This is a genomic window from Rhizobium sp. BK289 (assembly GCF_014193575.1).
Classification (GTDB): domain Bacteria; phylum Pseudomonadota; class Alphaproteobacteria; order Rhizobiales; family Rhizobiaceae; genus Rhizobium; species Rhizobium tropici_C.
Window position 1 is genome coordinate 15,571 of the sequence record NZ_JACHZO010000015.1, and the last position, 23,918, is coordinate 39,488.

At 60.0% G+C, this 23,918-nt stretch carries 22 protein-coding genes and 1 tRNA gene; 5 read left to right on the forward strand and 18 right to left on the reverse strand.

Going from position 1 to position 23,918, the window contains the following annotated elements:
• Positions 1-23 precede the first annotated feature (23 nt).
• Entirely contained in the window at positions 24-275 is a 252-nt protein-coding gene (locus FHT84_RS24470; protein WP_112340550.1) for a DUF6074 family protein, read from the forward strand.
• Positions 276-378: 103 nt separating this feature from the next.
• Here FHT84_RS24470 and FHT84_RS24475 read toward each other — a convergent pair whose 3' ends face one another.
• Positions 379-609: a hypothetical protein gene (locus FHT84_RS24475; RefSeq protein WP_246721544.1), complete on the reverse strand. Its 231-nt coding sequence runs from the start codon at positions 607-609 to the stop codon at positions 379-381.
• On the opposite strand from FHT84_RS24475, the gene FHT84_RS31545 reads away from it, so the two are divergent.
• Positions 599-1,261, forward strand: a complete 663-nt coding sequence (locus tag FHT84_RS31545) for a PilZ domain-containing protein (RefSeq protein ID WP_246698629.1) — start codon at positions 599-601, stop codon at positions 1,259-1,261. The two genes, FHT84_RS24475 and FHT84_RS31545, sit on opposite strands and share 11 nt — an antisense overlap.
• Before the next feature lie 569 nt (positions 1,262-1,830).
• Positions 1,831-2,034: a hypothetical protein gene (locus tag FHT84_RS24485; protein WP_113250522.1), complete on the forward strand. Its 204-nt coding sequence runs from the start codon at positions 1,831-1,833 to the stop codon at positions 2,032-2,034.
• Positions 2,035-2,105: 71 nt separating this feature from the next.
• Here FHT84_RS24485 and FHT84_RS24490 read toward each other — a convergent pair.
• The 8 genes from FHT84_RS24490 to FHT84_RS24525 all read right to left on the reverse strand — a co-directional run bounded on the left by FHT84_RS24490 (position 2,106) and on the right by FHT84_RS24525 (position 9,597).
• A tRNA-Met gene (locus FHT84_RS24490) sits at positions 2,106-2,182 on the reverse strand.
• Between the two features lie 161 nt (positions 2,183-2,343).
• Positions 2,344-3,543: a tRNA 2-thiouridine(34) synthase MnmA gene (gene mnmA, locus FHT84_RS24495; protein WP_113250521.1), complete on the reverse strand. Its 1,200-nt coding sequence runs from the start codon at positions 3,541-3,543 to the stop codon at positions 2,344-2,346.
• 273 nt (positions 3,544-3,816) lie between these two features.
• Positions 3,817-4,470, reverse strand: coding sequence for a CDP-alcohol phosphatidyltransferase family protein (locus FHT84_RS24500; protein WP_113250520.1), 654 nt, complete (start codon positions 4,468-4,470; stop codon positions 3,817-3,819).
• Between the two features lie 6 nt (positions 4,471-4,476).
• Complete coding sequence (locus FHT84_RS24505) at positions 4,477-4,878, reverse strand: hypothetical protein (protein WP_112340556.1); 402 nt, start codon at positions 4,876-4,878, stop codon at positions 4,477-4,479.
• On the reverse strand, positions 4,875-5,825 hold the full coding sequence (locus FHT84_RS24510) for a phosphatidate cytidylyltransferase (protein ID WP_183764851.1): 951 nt from the start codon (positions 5,823-5,825) through the stop codon (positions 4,875-4,877). Before FHT84_RS24510 ends, FHT84_RS24505 begins: the two co-directional genes overlap by 4 nt.
• Positions 5,822-6,475, reverse strand: a complete 654-nt coding sequence (locus FHT84_RS24515; RefSeq protein ID WP_113250558.1) for a lysophospholipid acyltransferase family protein — start codon at positions 6,473-6,475, stop codon at positions 5,822-5,824. The genes FHT84_RS24510 and FHT84_RS24515 overlap by 4 nt, the downstream gene beginning before the upstream one ends.
• A gap of 208 nt (positions 6,476-6,683) precedes the next feature.
• On the reverse strand, positions 6,684-8,279 hold the full coding sequence (serA, locus tag FHT84_RS24520; protein ID WP_113250518.1) for a phosphoglycerate dehydrogenase: 1,596 nt from the start codon (positions 8,277-8,279) through the stop codon (positions 6,684-6,686).
• Positions 8,280-8,418: 139 nt separating this feature from the next.
• Entirely contained in the window at positions 8,419-9,597 is a 1,179-nt protein-coding gene (locus FHT84_RS24525) for a phosphoserine transaminase (protein ID WP_015340971.1), read from the reverse strand.
• A 264-nt stretch (positions 9,598-9,861) separates the two neighbouring features.
• On the opposite strand from FHT84_RS24525, the gene FHT84_RS24530 reads away from it, so the two are divergent.
• A complete protein-coding gene (locus FHT84_RS24530; protein WP_246698628.1) occupies positions 9,862-10,647 on the forward strand; it encodes a glycosyltransferase family 25 protein in 786 nt (261 codons plus the stop codon).
• Positions 10,648-10,749: 102 nt separating this feature from the next.
• On the opposite strand, the gene FHT84_RS24535 is transcribed toward FHT84_RS24530, so the two are convergent.
• Complete coding sequence (locus FHT84_RS24535; protein ID WP_113250517.1) at positions 10,750-11,595, reverse strand: outer membrane beta-barrel protein; 846 nt, start codon at positions 11,593-11,595, stop codon at positions 10,750-10,752.
• Positions 11,596-11,838: 243 nt separating this feature from the next.
• Complete coding sequence (locus FHT84_RS24540; protein WP_112340560.1) at positions 11,839-12,687, reverse strand: outer membrane protein; 849 nt, start codon at positions 12,685-12,687, stop codon at positions 11,839-11,841.
• A gap of 320 nt (positions 12,688-13,007) precedes the next feature.
• Here FHT84_RS24540 and FHT84_RS24545 point away from each other — a divergent pair, with 320 nt between their 5' ends.
• Positions 13,008-13,562, forward strand: a complete 555-nt coding sequence (locus FHT84_RS24545; protein ID WP_145644523.1) for an SH3 domain-containing protein — start codon at positions 13,008-13,010, stop codon at positions 13,560-13,562.
• A gap of 81 nt (positions 13,563-13,643) precedes the next feature.
• Here FHT84_RS24545 and glmM read toward each other — a convergent pair whose 3' ends face one another.
• The 7 genes from glmM to FHT84_RS24580 form a co-directional block, all read right to left on the reverse strand.
• Entirely contained in the window at positions 13,644-14,996 is a 1,353-nt protein-coding gene (glmM, locus tag FHT84_RS24550) for a phosphoglucosamine mutase (protein WP_112343412.1), read from the reverse strand.
• A gap of 808 nt (positions 14,997-15,804) precedes the next feature.
• Positions 15,805-17,748, reverse strand: coding sequence for an ATP-dependent zinc metalloprotease FtsH (ftsH, locus tag FHT84_RS24555; RefSeq protein ID WP_112343411.1), 1,944 nt, complete (start codon positions 17,746-17,748; stop codon positions 15,805-15,807).
• A 116-nt stretch (positions 17,749-17,864) separates the two neighbouring features.
• Complete coding sequence (tilS, locus tag FHT84_RS24560) at positions 17,865-19,196, reverse strand: tRNA lysidine(34) synthetase TilS (protein ID WP_145644522.1); 1,332 nt, start codon at positions 19,194-19,196, stop codon at positions 17,865-17,867.
• A gap of 5 nt (positions 19,197-19,201) precedes the next feature.
• The gene (ybgF, locus tag FHT84_RS24565) at positions 19,202-20,215 is read right to left on the reverse strand and encodes a tol-pal system protein YbgF (RefSeq protein WP_112343409.1); all 1,014 of its coding nucleotides are present in this window, start codon (positions 20,213-20,215) and stop codon (positions 19,202-19,204) included.
• A gap of 159 nt (positions 20,216-20,374) precedes the next feature.
• Positions 20,375-20,908, reverse strand: a complete 534-nt coding sequence (pal, locus tag FHT84_RS24570) for a peptidoglycan-associated lipoprotein Pal (protein WP_112343408.1) — start codon at positions 20,906-20,908, stop codon at positions 20,375-20,377.
• Between the two features lie 152 nt (positions 20,909-21,060).
• A complete protein-coding gene (gene tolB / locus FHT84_RS24575) occupies positions 21,061-22,365 on the reverse strand; it encodes a Tol-Pal system beta propeller repeat protein TolB (protein WP_112343432.1) in 1,305 nt (434 codons plus the stop codon).
• A 322-nt stretch (positions 22,366-22,687) separates the two neighbouring features.
• Positions 22,688-23,917: a hypothetical protein gene (locus FHT84_RS24580; RefSeq protein WP_113250514.1), complete on the reverse strand. Its 1,230-nt coding sequence runs from the start codon at positions 23,915-23,917 to the stop codon at positions 22,688-22,690.
• Between the last annotated feature and the right edge of the window lies 1 nt (position 23,918).

Below are 23,918 nucleotides of genomic sequence, written 5' to 3' on the forward strand. Positions count from 1 at the left end.
GCTCTGCCAATGACGGAGAGAATATGTCGCTTCTACCATTCCCGGCCGACAGGCGTACCAGTGATGTCAGGCGGTGTGCCAAAGCCCTGCAGCAGCTTCACGGAGAGGCGGCAAACCGCTTCTGGCGTTCGGAAATGGCGAGCTTTGCCGCCGTCCTGCGGGAACAGGGAGTGGAAGACGACGAAATCTCGCGGCAGGCCGGCCTCTATATGCACGCAGTCCAGATGGAGCTGCAGCTTGCCTTTGCCGAGGAAGAGCTGAACGCGTCGGCCTGACGGGGATAGAGCCTTCCGCTTTTCCTCGAATCGCGAAAACGCTCTATCCTTTGTTCATGCAATTCCGGACGGAAAACCCCTACGCACTTTTCCTGGAATTGCTCTATTTAGGCAGCCTGCAGAATGCGATCGATTTGTCGCCGCTGGTCGGCGACCTGATCTGCACCGTCCATTCGCCGCCGGGAAAATGAAATCCCTTGGAGGAAGCCACGCCGGCAATCTGCATGCATGCCTTCCTGGCGTCGGCACTCGGCAGATCTATCGTCGCTACGACAGCGTTCTTCCTGCCGGCAACCTGACACGGCGCAGTAAACAAGCCGGTATTGTCGATCATTTTGCAAACCCGGAGCGCGTTGTTCGCGGCTTCATCGGCAGCCATTGCAGAATTGGCGACCACCAATGCAGTGGTCACCGCCAAAAACAGTCTCATTGAAAACCCCGATCCCCTATGGCGGCACGGTGCCAGAGCATGTTTCTTCTTGCAAGACATGTTGCACGGATTTGCGGTGACTGTTTGGAAATACAACATCAATGACGATAACTTGTTCGCCGGAGAATTGGTTTACCGGAGATCTTCCGCCGCAATCGAGGAACGTCAACCTTCAGGAAGCCCTTACTGGCCGCCTCATCGGTCGACCCGTGAAAAGCACGCAATTCACAGCCTGCCGTTAATATCTTCGATATTGGAACATGGCATATTAGCAAAATGTAGAAATGAGGAAGCCAACGCGATGACGGCACTGTCACCCGAAGGTCGAGCATCCCTCCGAAAACGTACGCTTCTCGGCGGCAAGATCATATTCAACGGCGGCCATTCGGTTTTTGATTGCACTGTCAGAAACCTGTCGGATACCGGCGCCATGATCCAAATCGAAAACCCGCTCGCGGTACCAAACACCTTCAGTCTGCGATTTCCGGACGACAGGCTGCTCGCCTGCGAGGTGCGCTGGCGAAAAATCAACAGCATAGGCGTTGAGTTCGTGTGAGACTGTCTCTCACCGCAAGCAGGTGTCGCAGCCGCGGACGATGTCGCCGAACTGCATGCCTTCACAACACACCTGGGCTCCAGTCACGAACTCCTGCCGCCGTTCAGCATCAATTTGCCTGATCGATTTCACTGATGCAGCGAAAGCAGGCCGACCAGGATCATGCAGGTCAGCAGGCCGGCGGACAGAAAGAACATAAGAAGAAGTTTATAGCTCGACATCAGGGCCTCCCTTCGAAGTTGCTCTTGGTGTCGTCATGGAAAGCCGCGCCTCATCCGGAACTCGCGCGGCTCAAGGCGCTCGGTTCCACATGAGGATCGAGTAAAGCTCGTTACCTATCTTTACGCAGGCAGCCACTCTTGGTTCCGACATCATTCGGAAGCGCAGCAAGAATTTTCGATGCCGCCATATCGTCGCGTGGGGAACACCGCGACCTTCGCAACCAGGATACCCCCATCCCTTGGAACTTACCGCAATTTGGCGGAAGCCCACCACCGGAACAAATGTCGCGCTCGGAGCATTCCCGAACATATGGCACTCTGTTCAATTTGTTCGCAAAGGAGATGGCTATGAACCAGGACACGATCGACCGGTTGGACTCGATTAACCAACAGCTTCACACGCGCGCTCTTGCTCTATCCCAATCCCAGGAAGGTCATGACCACGCGCTCATGATGTCGGCATTGAGCGCCATGATAGAGGTCGTGCGATCTTTGGACGAGAACATGACCCGTCTCGATGGCCCGAAGGGAATCGGCTCGGCGGGCTCGTGAGCCCAGTTCTGTCCATCTGGAGCGGGCAGCGCCTCGGGAAATCAATAAGCCATTGATTTAAATTAGAATTTTGGTAGCGGAGGAGGGATTTGAACCCCCGACACAAGGATTATGATTCCTCTGCTCTGACCTACTGAGCTACTCCGCCACGCCACATTTGATGTTGAAATCAAATGCAAAGGTCAAACGAACCGTCGCTCGAAAGCGCTAGCTCGTCGGTTGAGCGGCTTATAAGGTGCGGTTCGGCTTGGTGTCAAGCGGATGATTTGGAAAAATCAGTGCTTTCTCTTGACGCCGATACATCCGCCCTCAAGCAGCCACCGGGCCTGCCAGTAGCGCCTTCAACGAAGCCTCCGCCATCGGCTCGCGTTCCGAGCGTTCGATGAAGCCGCCGCCATAGACGCGGGCGTCGTCGCCCGGTGCCGAATAGAGCGCGCAGGCCTGCCCTGGAGCCACGCCGGCCTCGCCGACGGTAAGATCGACATAGATGCCGCTGGCATCGGCATGCAGCACGGCAGGCGACGGCGCGCGGGTGGAGCGGACCTTGGCGAAACAGGCAAAGCCTTCACCGGAAGCGGCCTGCGAGAGCGGTTCGTCACCCAGCCAGTTGACATCTCGCAGATAGACGCGATGCGTTTCCAGCGCCTCCTTCGGGCCGACGATGACGCGCCGCGAGCGGGCGTCGAGATAGACGACGTAGAGCGGCTCGCCTGTGGCAACACCGATGCCGCGGCGCTGGCCGATCGTGTAATGCAGGATGCCTTCGTGCTGGCCGAGCACACGGCCGTCAAGATGAACGATCTCGCCGGCAAGCGCCGCATTCGGCTTCAGCTTGGCGATGACGTCGGAATATTTGCCCTGCGGCACGAAACAGATGTCCTGGCTGTCGGCCTTCTTGGCAACGACGAGGCCCATCTCTTCAGCAAGCGCACGAGTCTCCGCCTTCGGCATGCCGCCGAGCGGAAAGCGCAGATAGTCGATCTGTTCCTGCGTCGTCGCGAAAAGGAAGTAGCTCTGGTCGCGATCGGCGTCGGCCGGGCGATAGAGCGCGCGACGATGCGGATGTTCAAAAGAGGGATTCGGGCGCGAGCGGATGTAATGGCCGGTCGCCAGCGCATCGGCGCCGAGTTCCTTGGCGGTCAGCAGCAGATCGGCGAACTTGACTGTCTGGTTGCAGGCAACGCAGGGGATCGGCGTTTCGCCGGCGACATAGCTCTCGGCGAAGGGATTGATCACCGTCTCGCGGAAGCGCTTTTCATAGTCGAGCACATAGTGCGGGATGCCGAGCGTTTCGCAGACGCGGCGCGCATCGTCGATATCCTGGCCGGCGCAACAGGAGCCGGCGCGATGCACGGCCGCGCCATGGTCATAGAGCTGCAGCGTGATGCCGAGCACATCATAGCCCTGCCGCTTCAAAATGCCGGCAACGACGGAGCTGTCGACACCGCCCGACATGGCGACGACGACGCGGGTATCTTCCGGCCTCTTGTCAAAATCCAGTGTATTCACGGTCGTTGCCGCCAGTCTTGAACGATCTTCGATGCTGTCCGTAGCGGGATGACCTTCCTTCGAAACGTCGTCACGCTCTCACGATTTCATTTCGCACGATCTGATCCAAAAACCGCTGCACACTTTTCGGGATCATGCTTCCTGCCGCCGGATGCCATGCAAAAGCGGCGAATTTTCATGCGGGCAATGGGCTGCACCATTCGCAACCTGCCTAATTCTGGAGGGATATAGAAAGGATCGCTATCCGGCGCAAGGGGGCGGCAAAAGTGCCGATCAACCCTTTGCCTTCAATTGCCGGATCAGATTGCGGCTGCGCCTCCATACCGTGACCGCCGAACCGATGGCAATGATCCAGAGCGTGATCGTCAAAACCCAGCTGCCGCCGGTCCATAGAGCCTCGACAATCGAAAGCAAAGCCGCCGCCGTAGTGACCGCCATGCGATGCTGCTTGGCCATCGGACCGCCGAAATTGCTGGGATTGCCGGTGGCGCGGCCAAGCTCGCGCGCATAGGCGGTCAACACAGCAAAGGCGCCAGCCGCCCAGCCGAGGCCTGGTATCGCAATGCCATAACCGATACCGGCGAAAATGAGGATATCGGCGATCCGATCCGGAAATTCGTTCCAGAACGGCCCGTCGGCCTCCCCCTTTCCGCCTTCGACTGCCACCATGCCGTCAAGCAGATTGCAGAGCAGACGCAACTGGCAGAACAAGGCGGCAAGGATCAGCAGGACCACTCGCATACCGAGACTATCGGCGGCGCCGGAGAGCCAGAACGAGGCTCCCGCCAGCGCTGCCATGAGCATGCTCGCCTGTGAGATCCGGTTCGGCGTTACCGAAAGCGCCGTCATGCGCCGCGCCAGCATCTGAGCCCACCGCGTATTTCGGCTCGCCAGCGGTCGTCTGTCGCCCATCCCCTCGCCTGTCATCGCCCCTCACCTTCCATGACTTCGCAGCCTTCCGCCCGAGATCGAGTAATTATAGATCGCCGCATAGCTGGAGGAGACCAGCAGAGGCACGGCGATGGTCTTCAGGATCTCCGGCGTGCCGCTCAGCGCATGGATGAGAACCAGGATGGTCGCCGAGCCCAGGCAGGCAATCAGCGGCGGCGCCCAAAGGCGCAGAAGGCCACTGAATCGCCGCGACAAAGCCTCGACCACGGATTTCAGGAACAGTGTCAGGCAGCCGGAAAGCACGCCCTGCACGAGGCCCGCAATCAGTGGCCGCGGCATCGGGTGCATGCGATTGGCGAAGACCGCCCAGCCGCCCATGGCGAGAAAGGCGAAAAGCACATGCACGATGGTGCTGCCGGCAAGCGCTTTCAGCTTCTCGCTCATGACAGCGACCACCAGAAGCGCACGAGGTGGAAGAAGATCGGCGCGGAGAAGACGACCGAGTCCAGCCGGTCGATCAGCCCACCATGCCCTTCGATCAGATGCCCCCAATCCTTGACGCCGCGATCCCGTTTGATCGCCGACATCACGAGACCACCGAAGAAGCCCATGATGGTGATGATGAAGGCGAGCAGCCCGGCCTGCAGCGGCGTGAACGGCGTCACCCACCAGAGCGCCGCGCCGATCAAGGAAGCGCTGATGACACCGCCCACGAAGCCTTCCACCGTCTTCGATGGAGACAGCCGTGGCGCGATCTTCGTTTTCCCGAACAACTTGCCCCAGACATATTGCAGGACGTCGCTGAGCTGCACGACGATCACCAGGAAGGCGATCAGCAGCACGTTGCGGCCCTCGTAGCCGGGAATATGCAGCGTCAGCAGCGCCGGCACATGCGAGGCGCAGAAGACGCAGATCATCAGCGCCCATTGCACTTCGGCGATGCGCACCAGAAACCGCTCGGTATCGCCGCGCAGCACCGCGATAATCGGCATCAAGAGGAAGGCGTAGAGGGGAATGAAGATCGAATAGATGCCGTATTGCTCGGCCCAGAGCAGGTAATATTGCACCGGCAAGGCGACGAAGAAGGCGGCGGCAAGCGCCCAATGATCCGCCCGCTTCGTGTTGATCAGCGTCACGAATTCGCGCAGTGCCGCAAAGGAGCAGAAGGCGAACAGCAGGATGACGCCGGCACGCCCGGCGATGAAGGCAATGCCGATCAGCACCACCATCACCCACCAGGCCTTGATGCGCGCATTCAGGTTTTCGATCGCCGCATTCGATCCGTCGGGCGAAAGGCGCCGTTCCAGTACGTAGCCGATGACGGAGGCGACGATCAGGACGCCGAAAATGCCAAGAACAAGGTGGATCAGATCGGCACTTGCCGCACTCATGTTCTGTCTCCCGCCCGCTTGGGCGCCAGCGCCAGTAGCGCCGCTTCGGCTCTTGCCAGGAACTCCGCCTTCTCCTCGGTGTCGCCGATATGCAGCGCCTCGCCGAAGCTGACGGTGCAGATCAGCGGAATAGGCACGAACTCGCCCTTGGGCATGACGCGATTGAGGTTATCGATCCAGACGGGCACGAGATCGATATCGGGGCGGGCCTGAGCAAGATGGAAAAGCCCGCTCTTGAAAGGCTGCAGCGGCTGATCAGTCAGATTGCGGGTGCCTTCCGGAAAGAGGATCAATGAAGAGCCTGCATCGAGCGCCTGCGTCATCTGCGTGACCGGATCTTCCTTACGTGCCTCGCGATCCCGCTCGATCAGCACGGCATTGAAGACATCCCGGCCGATGAAACTGTTGAGCGGCGATTTCAGCCAATAATCCGCGCCTGCCACCGGGCGGACGCGTCGGCGCAATCGTGGCGGCAGGACAGTCCAGATCAGGATGAAATCGCCATGGCTGGAATGGTTGGCGAAATAGACGCAGCGGCGGGTTTGCATGCCGCTCTCAGGCCAGATGGCCCGGACGGCGGTGATGGCCCGTGCAAAGAGCACGATCGCCACCGAGGCCGGCTTCGCCAGCCACTCGATCGGCGTGCCCATTCCTTCCCCGAGAATGTTCTTCCGCAAAGCCTCCATGACATAGAGATAGGCGCGTTTCCTCGCCCCCGATAGTCTACGCACCGGGCTTATCCACAACCCTCACAACCATAAAGAAAGCCCGGCGCAACTTATGTCGCGCCGAGCTTTCGGATTGGCTCTTGGGAGGAGCGAATTCTATAGCTGCCGCCCCTCTTCAGGGCGGGCAGGCTCAGTCGGCGTTGAACACCAGCGGCTTTGCCTGACGGATCGCCTGATGCGCCGTCAACTTGCCAAGCACCTCATCACTGATCGGACCGTCGACATAGAGAAGCGCGATGGCATCACCGCCCTGCTTGTCGCGGCCGAGCTGGAAGTTGGCGATATTGACGCCGGCGGAGCCGAGCGTCGTGCCGATGAAGCCGATCATGCCGGGAACGTCGGTATTGGCGATATAGACCATGTGATTGCCGACATCGGCATCGAGATTGATACCCTTGATCTGGATGAAGCGCGGCTTGCCGTCCGAGAAGACGGTGCCGGCGACGGAACGCGTCATGCTGTTGGTGGTAACCGTCAGCTTGATGTAACCGTCATAGACGCCGGTCTTGTCGCGCTTGACTTCTGCAAGCACGATACCCTTTTCCTTGATCATGATCGGGGCCGAAACCATGTTGACGTCAGCAACCTGATTGCGGATCAGGCCGGCGAGCAGCGCGCTGGTCAGGGCCTTGGTGTTCATGTTGGCCGTGACGCCATCATAGAGGATCTCGATTTCCTTGATCGGATCTTCCGTGACCTGACCGACAAAGGCGCCGAGAACATCGGCAAGCTTGATGAACGGTTTCAGGATCGGCGCTTCCTCAGCGGTGATCGAGGGCATGTTGATGGCGTTCGAGACGGCGCCCTTGACGAGGTAGTCCGCCATCTGCTCGGCGACCTGAAGAGCGACGTTTTCCTGGGCTTCCGTCGTGGAGGCACCGAGATGCGGCGTGCAGACGACGTTCGGCAGGCCGAAGAGCGGGCTTTCCTTGGCGGGCTCGACTTCGAACACGTCGAAGGCGGCGCCGGCGACATGGCCTGATTTGATGGCGGCAGCAAGAGCCGCTTCATCAACGAGACCGCCGCGAGCGCAATTGATGATGCGCACGCCCCGCTTCATCTTGGCAATCGCGGAGGCGTCGATGATGTTGCGGGTCTTGTCGGTCAGCGGCACATGCAGCGTGATGAAGTCGGCGCCGGCGAAGAGTTCATCGAGCTCGACCTTGGTAACGCCCATTTCCTCGGCGCGCTCCTTCGACAGGAAGGGGTCGTAGGCCAGGACATGCATCTTCAGGCCAAGGGCGCGGGCAATCACGATGGAACCGATGTTGCCGGCGCCGATGATGCCGAGCGTCTTGCCGGTGATTTCGACACCCATGAACTTCGACTTTTCCCACTTGCCGGCCTGGGTCGAGGCATCGGCAGCCGGAAGCTGGCGGGCAACGGCAAACATCAGCGCGATGGCGTGTTCGGCGGTCGTGATCGAATTGCCGAACGGCGTGTTCATGACGATGATACCGCGGCGCGAGGCGGCCGGAATATCGACATTGTCGACGCCGATGCCGGCGCGGCCGACGACCTTGAGGTTCTTCGCCGCTTCGATGATCTTCTCCGTCACCTTGGTGGCAGAACGGATGGCAAGACCATCGTAATTGCCGATGATTTCGAACAGCCGGTCCTTGTCCTTGCCAAGTTGCGGCTGGAAATCGACTTCGACGCCGCGATCGCGGAAGATCTGAACGGCGGTTTCCGACAATTCATCGGATACGAGAACGCGAGGTGCCATGGAGGCCTCCTGAAAAGTCAGCTAAGACGAGCAATCCCACGAAATGCGAACGGTTTTCCGGTCGGAATTGCATGAAAACAATGAGAATTCGGAATGCTGGGCTCCGCCTGTCGGGGCGGAGCCATAAACGCTTCAAACCTCAGGCAGCAGCCTGGGAGAGCGTCGCTTTCTGCGTTTCGAAAGCCCAGGCGAGCCAGGGCATCAGCTTCTGCATGTCGGAAGCCTCAATCGTTGCACCGGCCCAGATGCGCAGGCCCGAGGGCGCGTCGCGGTAATGGCCGACGTCATAGGCGACGCCTTCCTTCTCAAGGAGCGCAACCAGGCCCTTGGCAAAATTCGCCTGACCATCGGCATCGAGAGCGACGACATCCTTGTCGACGATCTTCAGGCAGACGGAGGTGTTGGATGCCGTCTCGGCCTTGACGGCGAGATTGGCGATCCAGTCGTTGGCGGCAACGAAGTCGTGGATGACCTTGGCATTGGCATCGGCGCGACCGATCAGTGCTTTCAAGCCGCCGAGATCCTTAGCCCAGAGGAGAGCGTCGATATAGTCTTCGACGCAGAGCATCGAAGGCGTATTGATCGTCTCGCCGGTGAAGATGCCTTCGATCAGCTTGCCGCCGCTGGTCATGCGGAAGATCTTAGGCAGCGGCCAAGCCGGCTGATAGGTCGTCAGGCGCTCGACAGCGCGCGGCGACAGGATGATGACGCCATGTGCGCCCTCGCCGCCGAGAACCTTCTGCCAGGAGAAGGTGACGACGTCGAGCTTGGCAAAATCGAGGTTCTGGGCAAAGGCCGCCGAGGTGGCGTCGCAGATCGTCAGGCCCTTGCGGTCGGCCGGGATGAAATCGCCGTTCGGAACGCGGACGCCCGAGGTGGTGCCGTTCCAGGTGAAGACCACATCGCGATCGAAATCGACAGCGGAAAGATCGGGCAGCTCGCCGTAGCCGGCTTCGAGCTTGCGGACGTCCTTGAGCTTCAGCTGCTTGACGACGTCGGTAACCCAGCCGGCGCCGAAGCTTTCCCAGGCGAGCATGTCGACACCGCGTTCGCCGAGCAGCGACCAGAGCGCCATCTCGACGGCGCCGGTGTCGGAAGCCGGAACGATGCCGATGCGGTAATCCGCGGGCACTTCCAGAATTTCGCGGGTAAGATCAATGGCCTGCTTCAGCTTTGCCTTGCCGACCTTCGCGCGGTGCGAACGGCCGAGAGCCGCGTCGGAAAGAGCGTTAAGCGTCCAACCGGGACGCTTCGAGCATGGACCAGAAGAAAAATGGGTATTATTCGGACGGATGTCCGGCTTGGCGAGCTTAGTCATGATGCTATCCTCTCAGATAGAAAGCTCCTCGTTGGGGAGGAGTGTCCCGCCGCCGGGTATATTGAAAGCCCAGCGCCGGCGCAATAGTAAAATTTGCGGATGGCGCTCGATCACAAAGTCGTGCGAAAAGTTTGAAGGTGCGTAAGTTACGCACAATGAAATTCAGCCAAATTTGGCCACACAAAAACTGGTTTTTTCGCCGAAGCACAATCATATAGGGTTTGGCGTCCCTGGTCGCGCCGGTAGAAATGACAAATGTGTCCAATGTCTCTAACTGCGCTTATTGAAAGCTCTCCCATACCCGCACAGATCGTGCCGGTCTATCTGATCAATATAGACCGAGCGGCGGAGAGATTGGCGGAGATCCGGCGACAGAGCGATGAATTCGGTTTCCGCTTCGAACGCATCGACGGCATCGACGGCGCCCTCATCCCACGTGACCAATGGGTCGACGTGGATCACGATCGCTTCCAGCGCCGGCACGGCCGGACCATCCTTCCAGGTGAATATGGCTGCTATCGCAGCCATTTGCAGGCACTACGCCAGTTTCTTGCGAGCGATGACTCGATGGCCGTCATCATCGAGGACGATGTCGCGCTGGATGCCGATTTCCTGGCGCGCGCCATGGCCGCCAAGGATGCAGCGCCGACGGCCGACCTCATCAAGCTTGTGAACCACCGCTGGAATGGCTTCTGTGCCATGATGCGCAGCAGGAAGGGAGACATCGTCGGCCGTTGTCTTTTCGGCCCGCAGGGTTCGACGGCTTGCTATCTCGTCACGCGCCACGGTGCCGAAAAAATCGTCAAATCGCTGGCGGTCATGTCACTGCCTTGGGATGTGGCGGTGGAGCGTGGCTGGGACATGCAGATCTCGATCTTCAGCACGCGCACCAATATCGCCGGCTTCAGCCGGTTGCAGCGCACCACCATGATCGGCTGGCGCCGCGATTATCGCGCCGCCAAGGCCTCGGCGTGGCGGCGCATACCCGCCCATATCTTCCGAACCTTGGACTTCTTTCGCCGCATCAACTACGTGTTGACGATGCCATAGGGCAACGCCAGGAAGAGTGCGTAGCGGCTTTCCGTGTGGAATTGCGAGAAAAACTGGAGCGGCTCAGAGCTTCCTTGAAAACCAAACCGCTGCGCCTCGAACCTACCAGGTGGTGATCCTGAGGCCGATGCGGATTTCGTGGCGCGAAAGCACGCCGTCGCGGCCCATGGTGCCGCCGGCACCCGCGACCGAATCGGCGGCGGAATAGCCGAACATGTCTCCGCCGGCGACGTGGGAGAAGCGATAGCCAAGATCGACCTTGATGTTCGGCGCAACCTCATAGGCGACGCCTGCCATCAGCGCATAGGTCATGCGCCAGTCGCTATCGCCCGGATAACGTGTGCTGACCGAAGCTGCGCCACCACAGCCGGAAGCACCATCCACGCAGGAACCGATGCCATTGACGCTGCTCCACGAGACGCGCGTCGCGCCCAGACCCGCGCCGACATAGGGTGTAAAGCCCGCAAGTGTTCCGAGATCGACATAGCCATTGACCATCAGGCTGCCGGCCCTGAAGGAGGAATGTGCCTTTGTGGAGCAACCGGTACCGGCCGATCCGCCGGAACAGGGCGAATTGCTGGAGACGCGGCCGTTGAAATCGCCGCTGAAGAAATCCCCCGTGACATCGGCGCGAAACAGGTCGTTGAATTGATAGCCGACACCCAGGCCGCCGGAAAAGTCGCCGCCGAAGCGGCTGGAATCGAAACGGCTCGAACTGTAATCGCCACCGGCCGGATCATAAGCATGGAACGTCGTGTCGTTGCGGCTGGCATTGACTGCATAGCCGATATCACCGCGGACATACCATCCCTTCGCATCCTTGACGCTGACCTCGGGGACGCTGACTTCAGGCACCTTGATTTCCGGCGGCGTATCGCCCGCAAGAGCAACGCCCGTCGATACGCCTGCCATCGCTGCGGCCAGCGCCAAAGCGTCAAAACGGATCATTACCCCTCGCCTTCCATCCTCGGGCGAATGCCCGCGCGTCGAATCGGTCGGCCTTTGCTTCCCTGCGAGCCCGTCAGAGAAGAAACTCTGCGGAAAAGCCGCCATTCTGATTTCATTAACCATAGGGAATTCATGGTTAATGAAGCTTTAAAGCACGGAAGAATTGCTTAACGGGGAGAGAGAAAAGACAAAAGCCGCCCGGAGGAAACCGGACGGCTTTTCAATGGGTTGCGTGAGCTACGCTTATTTGTAGACCGGCTGGGGCGGAATATCGGCCGGCGGCATGTAGCTTGCCGTCTGGCAGCCGCCGAAGGTATAACGGGCACCGATGCGGGCTTCGTGCAGGTTCAGGCCCTTGTCATAGCCCGGACCGCCATTTTCATTGTAGCCGAACATGTCGCCGCCCTGGACGTGACGGTAGCGGTAACCAACATCGGCCTTGAGATTGCAGCTCAGGTCGATCGACGTACCGGCCATGAGCGCATAGGTGAAGCGCCAGCTGCCGCGGCCATTATGTGTGACCGTGCCATCGCAGGAGTCCGGATTTGCATCCGAGCAGGACGTGTTCTTCAGGTTGCTCCATTTGACGTAGGTACCACCGAGGCCGCCGCCGACATAAGGCGTGAAGATGCCGTAGGTGCCGAGATCGACATAAGCGTTGGCAAGCAAACTGTAGGCCGTCAAGGACGCCAGATCGCGGGACGTTGCGGGAACGGACGAGAAGCCGGGACCGCAGCCGCCGCAATTGCCGCTCGTCGAACCCTTGAAGTCGGACTTAAAGAGATAATCGAGCGTCACGTCCGTGCGCAGATAATTGTTGATCTGATAACCGACACCGCCGCCGATGGTGAAGTTGTCGTCGAGCGATGCCCTATCGAAATCGACCAGGCTGGCGTTGGAGCCCTGGAAATAGTTGGCGCCGCGCAAGTTCGTGAAGGCATAGCCGACATCGCCGCGCAGGTACCAGCCGCTGGATTGGGCGACAGTCACCTCCGGCGCCGGCTGGACCGGCTCCGGTGTATAGAGATCAGCGGAAAAGGCCGACGTGCCGACAAGCAAAGTGGCAAGTGCTCCTATTAGGGATTTCATCATGGCTTTGGCTCCAAATTTCTTGCCTTGGCACAGCAGATGCTTGCCAATCGAAATGACATGACAGGGATAATGATGAAAATGAGTTAAAACCTGATTAACTACGAATATTTACCGTGTTTATTCAGAGACTATACTTTATTTAATATATTAGAGATTGGTGATCTTACAACAAAGAGAAGGGGATGCGGCCGTTTCACCTCCTCCCTTCTTCGCGAGCGCATGCGCCATCGAGTCCTGTGGAAGCCTGGATTTCTAAACGAATTGGCAAGAATAGCGCCCTTACAGTGTCATAGCCGGGAAGCTAAATCAGGAGGAAGTCTTTGACTTGCCATCGAAAAATATGGGCCTGTCTGGGGCTCCTCATCCTCTTCCTGAGCCCTGCTGCATTGGCCGGGGCGATGCCGGTAAAGCCCGTTGCGGCCACCGCATGGAACAAGGGGCGCGAGACGGGACTGCCGATCCCGCGTTATGTTTCGCTGAGAGCCCAAAAAGCGCGGATGCGCGTGGGTCCATCGACGATGTACGCGACCAGATGGATCTACGTGAAACCCGGCCTGCCCCTGGAGATCATCGACGAATATGGCCATTGGCGGCAGGTCCGCGACGACACTGGCGTGACTGGCTGGATGCATAGCGCCCTGCTCTCCGGCACTCGCACTGCACTGATCGCACCTTGGCTGACCAAGAATGCAATGCTGCGCGCAGATCCCAGTCCAGCCGCTCGGGCGGTCGCGGAGCTGCAGCCCCGTGTTCTGGTTTCGCTGCAGTCCTGCACGGGAAGATGGTGCCGCGTCTCCGTAAGGGAGCATTCGGCGAGAGGCTATGTCAGGCAGGACAAGCTCTGGGGCGCCTACCCCGGCGAAATGTTCCAGTAAGCCGTCTCGGCCACACCGGCGCAAACAAAACGGCCGCCTCGACGAGACGGCCGCAATTTTGGATATCCGATATTTCCAGGCTCAGGCTGCCGAGCGGACGCTCGAAATCACGTCGATCAATCCGCCGACGATACGTTCGATCTGGCCGCGATCGTCGCCTTCCGCCATGACCCGGATCAGGGGCTCGGTACCGGAAGGGCGGATGACCAGACGGCCATTGCGGGCAAGTTCGCTTTCCGCATCGGCAATCGCCTGCCGCACCTGAATGTCCTCCAGCGGCTTGCCGCCGGCAATGCGGACATTGCGCAGCAGCTGCGGCACGGGCTCGAAACGCCGACAAACTTCGCTGACCGGCTTGCCGGTGCGTTTCACCGAGGCAAGGATCTGCAGCGCGGCCACCAGCCCATCGCCCGTCGTGCCATAGTCGGACAGCACGATATGACCCGATTGCTCACCGCCGACATTGTAATTGTGCTGACGCATATGCTCGACGACATAGCGGTCGCCGACGGCAGTGCGTGCAAGCGACATGCCGCGCTCTTCGAGGAAACGCTCGAGGCCGAGATTGGACATGACGGTCGCCACGATGCCGTTGCCGCGCAGCGTCTGGCTCTCGGCCCAGCTCTCCGCGATGACAGCCATCAGCTGATCGCCATCGATGATCGTGCCGGTCTCGTCGACGATGATGACGCGGTCGGCATCGCCATCCAGCGCAATGCCGATATCGGCGCGCACTTCGTCCACCTTCTTCTGCAGGGCAACGGGGCTGGTGGAGCCGCAGTTCAGATTGATGTTCGTGCCATTCGGCTCGTTGCCGATGGTCACGACGTCGGCGCCGAGTTCCCATAGAGCAGCCGGGGCAACCTTGTAGGCAGCACCATTGGCGCAATCGATGGCGATGCGCAGGCCTTGCAACGTGACGTCACGCGGTAGCGTGCGCTTGGCATGCTCGATATAGCGGTCGTGCACGCCGTCGATGCGCTTGGCGCGGCCGATATTCTCAGCCTTGGCAAGATGCTCGGTCATGTCCTTGTCGAGCAGATCCTCGATCTTCATTTCAAGATCGTCGGACAGCTTGTAGCCGTCCGGCCCGAAAAGCTTGATGCCGTTGTCTTCGTAAGGGTTGTGCGAAGCGGAAATCATGACGCCGATGTCGGCACGCAGCGAACGCGTCAGCATGGCGACGGCAGGCGTCGGAATGGGGCCGAGAACGAAGGCATCGACGCCGGCCGCAGTGAAGCCCGCCACCATGGCGTTTTCCAGCATATAGCCGGAAAGACGCGTGTCCTTGCCGATGACGACCCGGTGACGATGACTACCACGATGGAAGATCGTGCCGGCGGCGATACCCACGCGCATGGCAAGATCCGGCGTCATCGGATAGATGTTGGATTGACCGCGAATTCCGTCAGTTCCGAAATAGCGACGTTTCATATGCACTCCTGTCGTTGCTGCATTTTCGCGAAACATGCAGCGGCATCGAAAGCACTACTCCGAATCCAGAGACGCTTCGAGCATCGATGCCTGTGGCTCATGCCACAGATTGTAAAACTCGGCACTTAAATTACCGAGACCGCCTATTACAACGCGTTACCATTAATAAGCACTAAAAAACCGCATCCGGTGGAGGCGGACAATATTCCAATTCACAACATAAACTACCCATATTACTTCCCCCGGCTACGACGATTGTGCATCGTCGGGCTACCCTTGCCGCGTCGTCAGCCGGCCAATAGCAACGGCCCGTCCGCCATGATCGCGGATCGCGGGCAAGCAAAGGTTCCGAACGAGCAGAACTCACAACATCGCCGGCCATCCTCTGGAGCATGACGCCGCGGCCTTTGTTCATAGGAATACTGGCAGGCGTGGTTGGCATTGGTTCCGCCGCCTTGAAACCGCAGGTCGCCAAGCAATCGTGGAGCTGAGAAGTCGCTGCCGCGTCCCTTCTCCCCCTCGGGGAGAAGGAGTTTTCATCCGCCCCATGTGCGATAGCCTTGAGGATCACGGTAGCTTCACGCATGGAGATATCCGATCTTCGATAAGGCAACTCCGGTAAAGAGCCCGGCCGAATGTCGTTTTACGAATTGCGGCCACTCTCAGCCCAACTCCGATGTTCGGACCATCATCGGTGCCGACCCTCACTCAGCTTCCGTCCGTCACCTGCGGCCATCAAGAAAAAGGCCAGTTCCCTAGTCAAAGGAGAACTGGCCGCTTCGTCTACATGGTCAATCGGCTCCGTGCGTCAGCGCGGCTGCGGTTCGAAACCGCCTTCCGGCTCGTCGCCCTTGGCACCGAGCGAACCATCCTTCTTGGCACCGGTCTTCGGCACGGCCGAGCCACGGCTCGGCGGCGTGTCATCGCCAAGGTCGCGTGCCGGTTTTTCACCGCGGATGAGCGCCTTGATCTCCTCGCCGGTCAGCGTCTCGTATTCGAGGAGGCCTTCGGCTAGGGCCACGAACTCGTCATGCTTCGAAGTGAGGATATCCTTGGCTTCGCGATAGGCTTCATCGATCAGACGACGCACTTCGTTATCGATCTTCTGCGCCGTTGCTTCCGACACATTTTTCGACTGCGAAACGGAGTGACCGAGGAAGACTTCCTGTTGGTTCTCGCCATAGGCGACCTGGCCGAGTTCATCGGAGAAGCCCCACTGGGTGACCATCGCACGGGCAAGCTTGGTTGCCTGCTCGATGTCGGAAGACGCACCCGAGGTGATGTTTTCCTTGCCAAAGGTCAGCTCTTCCGCGACACGGCCGCCCATCATGATGCAGAGGCGCGAAACCATCCACTTATAGCTCATCGAGTAGCGATCGCCCTCGGGGAGCTGCATGACCATGCCCAAGGCACGGCCGCGCGGAATGATGGTTGCCTTATGCAGCGGATCGGCGACGGCGACGTTGAGTGCGGTAATGGCGTGACCGGCCTCGTGATAGGCGGTGAGCTTCTTTTCCGCCTCGGTCATCGCCGAAGAGCGGCGCTCCGCGCCCATCATGATCTTGTCCTTGGCGTCTTCGAATTCCTGCATGGTGACCAGGCGCTTGTTGCGGCGGGCAGCCATCAGGGCGGCTTCGTTGACGAGGTTCATAAGGTCCGCACCGGAGAAACCGGGCGTACCGCGGGCAAGCGTCTTCAAATCGACGTTCGGAGCCAGCGGCACGTTGCGTGCATGAACCTTGAGGATGCGCTCGCGGCCAACGATATCCGGGTTCGGCACGACGACCTGACGGTCGAAACGGCCCGGACGCAGCAGCGCGGGGTCGAGCACGTCAGGACGGTTGGTAGCGGCGATCAGGATGATGCCTTCATTGGCCTCGAAGCCGTCCATCTCGACCAGCAGCTGGTTGAGCGTCTGTTCGCGTTCGTCGTTACCACCGCCGAGACCGGCGCCGCGATGGCGGCCGACGGCGTCGATTTCGTCGATGAAGATGATGCAGGGTGCATTCTTCTTCGCCTGCTCGAACATGTCGCGGACGCGGCTTGCACCGACACCGACGAACATTTCGACGAAGTCTGAACCGGAAATGGTGAAGAACGGCACATTGGCTTCGCCGGCGATGGCGCGCGCCAGAAGCGTCTTACCGGTACCGGGAGGTCCGACAAGCAGAACGCCGCGCGGAATACGGCCGCCCAGACGCTGGAACTTCTGCGGATCACGCAGGAATTCGACGATTTCTTCAAGATCCTGCTTGGCTTCATCGACACCGGCGACGTCATCGAAGGTGACGCGGCCATGCGCCTCCGTCAGAAGCTTGGCCTTCGACTTGCCGAAGCCCATGGCTCCGCGCGAGCCGCCCTGCATCTGCCGCATGAAGAACAGCCAGACGCCGAGGATCAGGAGCATCGGCAGCAGCGTGCCGAGATAGCTCAGGAAGCTCGAGGAACCATCCGATTCCGGGCGGGCGGCAACAGTAACGTTCTTGGACTGCAGGCGTTCAAGCAGGCTGTCATCTATGACCGGAGCGTAGGTCTGGAAGGCCGTACTGTTTTCGGAATAGCTACCGATGATACGGTTGCCCGTTACGGTCACGTCACGGACGCGGCCGGAATCAACTTCCCGAAGGAACTGCGAATACGGAATTTCCCTGGAGCCTGTTTGTGCCGGCGCGTTCTGAAACATGCTGAACAGAGCAATCAACAGCAAGGCTATGATTGCCCACAGAGCGAAATTACGAAAATTAGGGTTCATCGAACTCCCCAGCACTGAAACTTCCGCCGCTTGAGCGGCGGCATTACTTGACCTCTAACATAGGGTTGCGCCAAGCCCTTGCCAAGGCAAACCGCGCCGCCACATGTTTTTTCCGTCTATAGGACCGAAACCGGCGGCCGCATATAGGCCTCACGTCCAAAAGCGATTGAAAGCCGATCCGCGAATGTGAGGTCGAATCGTGTCAAAAAGCGGTCGAAAGGCGCAAGATAGGGCACGACCGCAACCGACGCCGTCTTTGTCCCCACGTCCGTCGTCATCATCGGCAGCGCTGCCCCGGCGCGCCGCGCGGCTCCTTTCGGCAGATTCGACGGGAAAATCGCCGCATTCTCCGTTCCGGCGGGGCGCACGACGAGGGGCACACGGCCCGAATTGCTTATTTCGAAGCGGCCGTCCCAATTGCCCTTTTTGCCTGGTGCGAGCGACAGTGGGGCGATATTGCGGCTTTCCCGCATGAGGTAGAGCCCATCGCGGCGCAGGTCGAAGACCACGCCACCGGCCGTACGCCGGCCGGGATCCGCGCCGTTCACAAATTCGAGAACACGCTGCATTTGCACGCGCCCCAGCGCATAAGTCCTGCCACCGAAGACGGCGGCAAGGTAAGACAAGGCATAGGCGACAACCGCTTTATCCGCCGAAAGGCCGGATCGATCGATGACGCAAAGCGCATTCGCATGGATGGTGACATGGTCGTCCAGCCATGCGGCCGCCTTCCCGGATAGCGCGGCGCGGCCGGCACCGCCATCGCCCGAAAGCGATCCCGACGCATCCGCTTCAAGTTCCATGCGCGTACGCACGCGCTCATATCTCATATCTGCGTTGCTGGGGTCATCGAGCCAGGATATGCCGCGCATCTTGAGCCAAGCTCTGATATCCATCCGCCGGCAGGCCAGAAACGGCCTGACAATCCAGATGCGCCGGTCAAACAGCATCGCGTCGGCGATGCCGGTACCAAGGCCGTCTACCTCTGCCAGCCGGCGCTTGCCGCGCATGACCATGGTCTCACGCTGATCATCCATGGTGTGCGCGGTGACGATGAGATTGCCCGAAATCTCCTCGGCAAGATCGGCGAGCAATTCATAGCGAGCCTCGCGCGCCGCGGCCATGAGGCCGGTTGCCGGCTTCTCGCCCTCCCAGCGACGGGTAAAATGGGGAATGCCGCGCAAAGCGCAGAGTGCTGCGACCTCTCGCGCTTCGTCTGCCGCGGCAGCGCGCAGCCTATGGTCGATGGTCGCGGCGCTAAGGGTGATATCTCTGCGGGAATGGGATTTCAGCTGCTCGTCAAGGGCAATCAAGAGCCCGATGGAATCGCTGCCGCCGGAAACGGCAACCAGAATATGAGCAGGCGTCGATAGGGATTGCAGGAATACAGTCGCGGCGGCTTCTGGCATGAGGGCTGTGGCACCGCCGGTCACAGCGTCAATGGACATGGCGCTCAGCAGGCAAGCCGCTTCTCTTCGCTGGCGACCTTGCCGGTCACGGCTTTCGAGGCCTTCGGGTAGCGCTTGGTCACTTCGCGAAGCGTGGCACAGGCCGTATCCTTGTTGTCAAGCGCGGCGAGCGACATCCCGAGCTTCAGGAGCATTTCAGGTGCCTTTTCCGAGCCGCTATATTTCTGATGCGCATTGAGGAAGGTCTTGGCGGCGTCGTTGTACTTGCCCTGCGAGTATAGCGCCTCTCCGAGCCAGAAATTCGCATCCGCGGCCCGCGTGCTGCTCGGATAGCTGTCGAGATACTGGCGGAACTCCTGTTCGGCGACACTATAGTCACCCGACAGGACGTGGCCATAAGCGGCCTTGTACTGATCGTTTTCATTGCCAAGCGAGGCGGTCTGTGTCCCGGAGCCGGCGCTCGGCGGCGCGCCCGAGCCATTGTTGGCCCCCGAAATAGAGGAGCCGACCTGCTTGCCGCCCTGGTCGAACTGGATCGAACCAAGCTGGCTCGGCGGCTTGCCCGAGCCGCTTCCCTGTTGGGAAGCGACGTCATTGTTCTGCGAATCGCCGATGACGCCGGCAATATCATCCTGCCGCTGGCCGCCGGAGCCCGATGCCGGAACATCGGCTTCGCTCTTCTTCATCGTGCTGCCTGCAGCCGGCGCGCCACCGCGCTTTTCCAGCTGCTGGAAACGAAATTCATTGTCTTCCTGCGTCTTGCGGATCTGTTCCTGCATCTGCAGCAGCTGATAGCTCATTTCCTCGACACGGCCGTTCAGCTGGCGCATCTGATCTTCCAGCTGCTGCAGTCGGATCTCGGCATCGCTGCTTTGAACATTGACGACCGGTGCCTGGCCGTATTGCGCTTGTCTCTGATACACGTTGCTGGAAGCCGACTGCGTGGAGGCATCACGGCCTCCGAGGTGGATTCCGAACAGCGACAAGGCAGAAGCATCGCGCTCACTACCTGCGAAGGCAGCGAGACAAAGCATGCTCGCCACGACAAGTTTTCTCATATGGATCGTCCTGTCTCATTGATTCTTCGGGCCAAGGGCTCGAACAGGAGATTTTTACAATTGCTCTCAAAAAGCAACGGAGTTCGGCCAAAGTGTGGTCAAAAAAGTAAAGGCGGCTGGGAGGCCGCCTTTATACATTCTCGACTGGCTTTTGACCTATCAGGAACCGGCGCCGTTGAGCACGGTGACGGCGCGGCGGTTCTGCGACCAGCAGGAAATATCGTCGCAGGTCGCGACCGGACGTTCCTTGCCGTAAGAGATCGTCTTCATGCGCTTGGCCGGGACACCGCGTGAAGCGAGATAGTCACGGGTGGCAGCTGCGCGGCGAGCGCCGAGCGCCAGGTTGTATTCGCGCGTGCCGCGCTCATCGGCATGGCCTTCGACGGTGATCGCATAGTTCGGATAGCGGGCGAGCCACTGAGCCTGACGGTCGAGCGTCTGAGCGGCGTCGGAGCGGATCGAGGTGCTGTCGGTATCGAAGAAGATGCGATCGCCGACATTGACCGTGAAGTCTTGCGGCGAACCCGGAGTAGCATTGCCGGCACCGTTCAGGCCGAGACCGTTGGCATCGTTCGGCAGACCCTTCTTGGAAGCGCAGCCAGCCAGAGAAAGGCCGACGAAAAGCGCGATCATGATCGGGTTGCGGGCGAGGTTTTGCATGTGGCCAACGGCCGGGGTTGCGATGCGGCTCATAGCCGGTCTCTCCTTAAGTCTCTATCAGGGTTGCCAGACTGTAACCGGGTTCGGTTAATCCGATTCCAACAAATATGGTTAATGATGTCCTAAAATCGTCCCGAAAAGGTCCACTCACAGGACTTTGCGGCGATAACGTGGCAGGTCCTTCACTACTCGAGAAGCGGCGACCATGCCGGGTCGGAAGCAAAGCCGGGAGTCGGGATCTTCTGTTCGTTATAGCCGGTCAGGTCGATCGAATAGAGCTGCGGGCCGCCTGAACCGGCCGGCTGGCGGAAGAACATGATGACGCGGCCGTTCGGTGCCCAGGTCGGACCTTCGTTGTGGAAGCCCGTGGTCAGCAGTCGCTCGCCCGAACCGTCGGTTTTCATGACGCCGATGGAGAAGCTTCCGCCGGACTGCTTGGTGAAGGCGATGAGATCGCCGCGCGGCGACCAGACCGGCGTGGAGTACGAACCGTCACCGAAGGAAATGCGGCGCTGGTTGGAACCGTCCGCACCCATCACATAGATCTGCGGCTTTCCGCCGCGGTCGCTTTCGAAGGCGATCTGCGAGCCGTCGGGCGAATAGGACGGCGAAGTGTCGATGGCGGCCGTCGAGGTCAGGCGTGTCGTCGTGCGCGAGCGCAGATCCATCGTATAGATATTGGCATTGCCTTCCTGCTGCAGGCTCATGATCACGCGCTGGCCATCCGGCGAGAAGCGCGGCGAGAAGGTCATGCCGGGGAAGTTGCCGACCAGTTCGCGCTGGCCTGTCTGCAGCTGCAGCAGATAGACGCGCGGCTGCTGATTGGCGAAGGACATATAGGTCACCTCCTGCCGGTTCGGCGAGAAGCGCGGCGTCAGCACGAGATCGCTGCCGTCGGTCAGCATGCGGACGTTGGCGCCGTCCTGGTCCATGATGCCCAGCTGCGTCTTGCGGGCCGTCTTCGGGCCGCTTTCGGCAACGAAAACGACACGCGTGTCGAAGTAACCCTTCTCGCCGGTGATCTTCTGGTAGATCGCATCGGCAATGATGTGCGCGACACGGCGCCAGTTGTCCGGCTGGGCGAAGAACTGCTGACCGATCATCTGGCTGTTGCCGAACGTGTCCCACAGGCGGAACTCTGCACGAAGGCGGCCGCCTTCCTGCGTCACGCGGCCGGTGACCAGCGCCTGCGCATTGATCGATGTCCAGTCCTGGAAGCGCGGGGTCGAATCCGGATTGGTGATCTTCTCGATGAAGGCCTGCTTGTTGATCGGCGCGAACAATCCGGAGCGCTGCAGATCGGCTGCGATCACACCCGAGATCTGCGGGCCAAGGCTATCATTCGACAGAAGGTCGGTGATAGCGATCGGCATCGGCTGGACGTTGCCCTTGTTGATGTTGAGCTCGACCACGGCATAGGCCGGAGTGGCAAGGACTGCGGTCAGGCCTGCCAGCACCAGCAGGAGACGAACGAGGGATTTTCTGATCATATGTGCCAAGCCTTTCAGCATTAAAGCGCCATGTGGCCGGGATCGAAGTCCTGTAGGACGTCGACCCGGCTAGTTTCATTATCGAATTGAGCTTGCGGCAGGTTCTTGAAGGATGCCGCCCGAAGGACGGTACGCATCGCATTTGCCACCACGATTTTTTGAGTCTTCCCTGGACCGCCCCGCGGGACGACATCGGATTCTCCCGCGATCCGTCCATTGCTATCAAGCTTCAGGTAGGTCCGAATATGAACGTCCTTCGGGCCGGGAATATCCGGAGTGCCGATGCATGGACAGTGATTCGTCAAAAGCCGCACTTTCCGCATCACATTCCCAGGTCCGCTGCGCTGAAATTGACGACGACTTCCTGCCAGTCCTCATATTTGTCCGCCGGAAGAATCGTCATGAACTCCGATTGCGCGCGAAGGACCGCTCGTATAGCGGCGGACTGCATGGCACTTTGTGTCGAAGCCGGTCCACCGTTCGTCGTCGCTTCCGGCTCACCGACGATCTGCCCGGATTTGTCGAGCTTGAAGTGCACCTTGATTCGCACGTCGCCACCGCCTTCAAGACCAGGTGGGAGGTTCCAGTATTTCTGGATCAGATCACGCAAACCGTCCTGTTGGCTCTGGCTGAGCTTTCCGGCGCCAAGCGACTTCTTGCCGCCAAGCGAAGCGACCTGGGTATCGGCGCCTGCGGAAGCCTGCTGCGACGAGCGTTTCGCGCCACCCTTCGACGAAGTGTTGTTTAGAAGGTCGTTGATCTGATCGGCGAGACCATCGTCAAGGCCCTTGCTGGAGGCCTTCGGGGTCTGACGCTTCTTGTCAGCGTCCTTCTTGCCGTCGTCAGCCGATGTGGTCTTGCTGGTGCTCTGCGTCGTCGTCTTGTCGGTCGGCTTGGCCTCGGCCACCTTCACGTCCGGCTTCGGCGTCGGCTTGACCTCCGGCTTCTGCTCGGCGGTCTTCGGCGGCGTCGGCTGCGGCTTGATATCCGGCACGGGAACATTGTTCGGCAGCTGGATTTCCGCCTGCTCGGTCGGCTGTGGCGTCGGCGGGGTCGGCGTCGCATCGGCTTTTGGCGTCGGCGGCGTGGGGTCCGTCTTCGGTGTCGGAGTGGGCGTTACGTCCGGTTTCTGCTGCGGAATAGCGGCCACTTCCTTCGGGGCGGCTTCCGTTTCCTTCTGCTCGATCGTCTTGACGTCGTTCGGCCTCGGATCGTCCTGCGGTACTGGCGCATCCACCTTCTTCGGCGCCAGGGCCGCCGTGTCGCTCTCCGGCCTTTGCGTCGGCACGACAGGGTTCTTGATGTCGACTTTGTTCTCGCCGGTATTCTGGGCGTTGGCGACCTGATCCTGCTTGGTCGTCGGCTTGCGCGCGGCGTGATCCGTCACCGGCGCCTTCTTCTCGCCCTGCTGCAGTTGATCCGCCGTCACGATATCGACATCCATTGCCGTGCTTTCCGGCGTCTCCAGCGGCGCCGGCGCACTCAGCGACACCATGGCGCCGATCAGCACCAGGACGTGAATGACAGCAGAAGTGGCGAGACTGCGCTTCATG

Coding starts and splice junctions, on each gene's coding strand:
- FHT84_RS24540 (WP_112340560.1), bottom strand. CDS start 12,687: ATGATGAAATCCCTAATAGGAGCACTTGCCACTTTGCTTGTCGGCACG.
- FHT84_RS24530 (WP_246698628.1), top strand. CDS start 9,862: ATGTCTCTAACTGCGCTTATTGAAAGCTCTCCCATACCCGCACAGATC.
- FHT84_RS24505 (WP_112340556.1), bottom strand. CDS start 4,878: ATGAGCGAGAAGCTGAAAGCGCTTGCCGGCAGCACCATCGTGCATGTG.
- FHT84_RS24525 (WP_015340971.1), bottom strand. CDS start 9,597: ATGACTAAGCTCGCCAAGCCGGACATCCGTCCGAATAATACCCATTTT.
- FHT84_RS24470 (WP_112340550.1), top strand. CDS start 24: ATGTCGCTTCTACCATTCCCGGCCGACAGGCGTACCAGTGATGTCAGG.
- FHT84_RS24485 (WP_113250522.1), top strand. CDS start 1,831: ATGAACCAGGACACGATCGACCGGTTGGACTCGATTAACCAACAGCTT.
- FHT84_RS24500 (WP_113250520.1), bottom strand. CDS start 4,470: ATGACAGGCGAGGGGATGGGCGACAGACGACCGCTGGCGAGCCGAAAT.
- FHT84_RS24535 (WP_113250517.1), bottom strand. CDS start 11,595: ATGATCCGTTTTGACGCTTTGGCGCTGGCCGCAGCGATGGCAGGCGTA.
- pal (WP_112343408.1), bottom strand. CDS start 20,908: ATGAGCCGCATCGCAACCCCGGCCGTTGGCCACATGCAAAACCTCGCC.
- FHT84_RS24580 (WP_113250514.1), bottom strand. CDS start 23,917: ATGAAGCGCAGTCTCGCCACTTCTGCTGTCATTCACGTCCTGGTGCTG.
- ybgF (WP_112343409.1), bottom strand. CDS start 20,215: ATGAGAAAACTTGTCGTGGCGAGCATGCTTTGTCTCGCTGCCTTCGCA.
- FHT84_RS24515 (WP_113250558.1), bottom strand. CDS start 6,475: ATGGGCACGCCGATCGAGTGGCTGGCGAAGCCGGCCTCGGTGGCGATC.
- serA (WP_113250518.1), bottom strand. CDS start 8,279: ATGGCACCTCGCGTTCTCGTATCCGATGAATTGTCGGAAACCGCCGTT.
- tilS (WP_145644522.1), bottom strand. CDS start 19,196: ATGTCCATTGACGCTGTGACCGGCGGTGCCACAGCCCTCATGCCAGAA.
- ftsH (WP_112343411.1), bottom strand. CDS start 17,748: ATGAACCCTAATTTTCGTAATTTCGCTCTGTGGGCAATCATAGCCTTG.
- FHT84_RS24475 (WP_246721544.1), bottom strand. CDS start 609: ATGATCGACAATACCGGCTTGTTTACTGCGCCGTGTCAGGTTGCCGGC.
- FHT84_RS24510 (WP_183764851.1), bottom strand. CDS start 5,825: ATGAGTGCGGCAAGTGCCGATCTGATCCACCTTGTTCTTGGCATTTTC.
- tolB (WP_112343432.1), bottom strand. CDS start 22,365: ATGATCAGAAAATCCCTCGTTCGTCTCCTGCTGGTGCTGGCAGGCCTG.
- glmM (WP_112343412.1), bottom strand. CDS start 14,996: ATGAAACGTCGCTATTTCGGAACTGACGGAATTCGCGGTCAATCCAAC.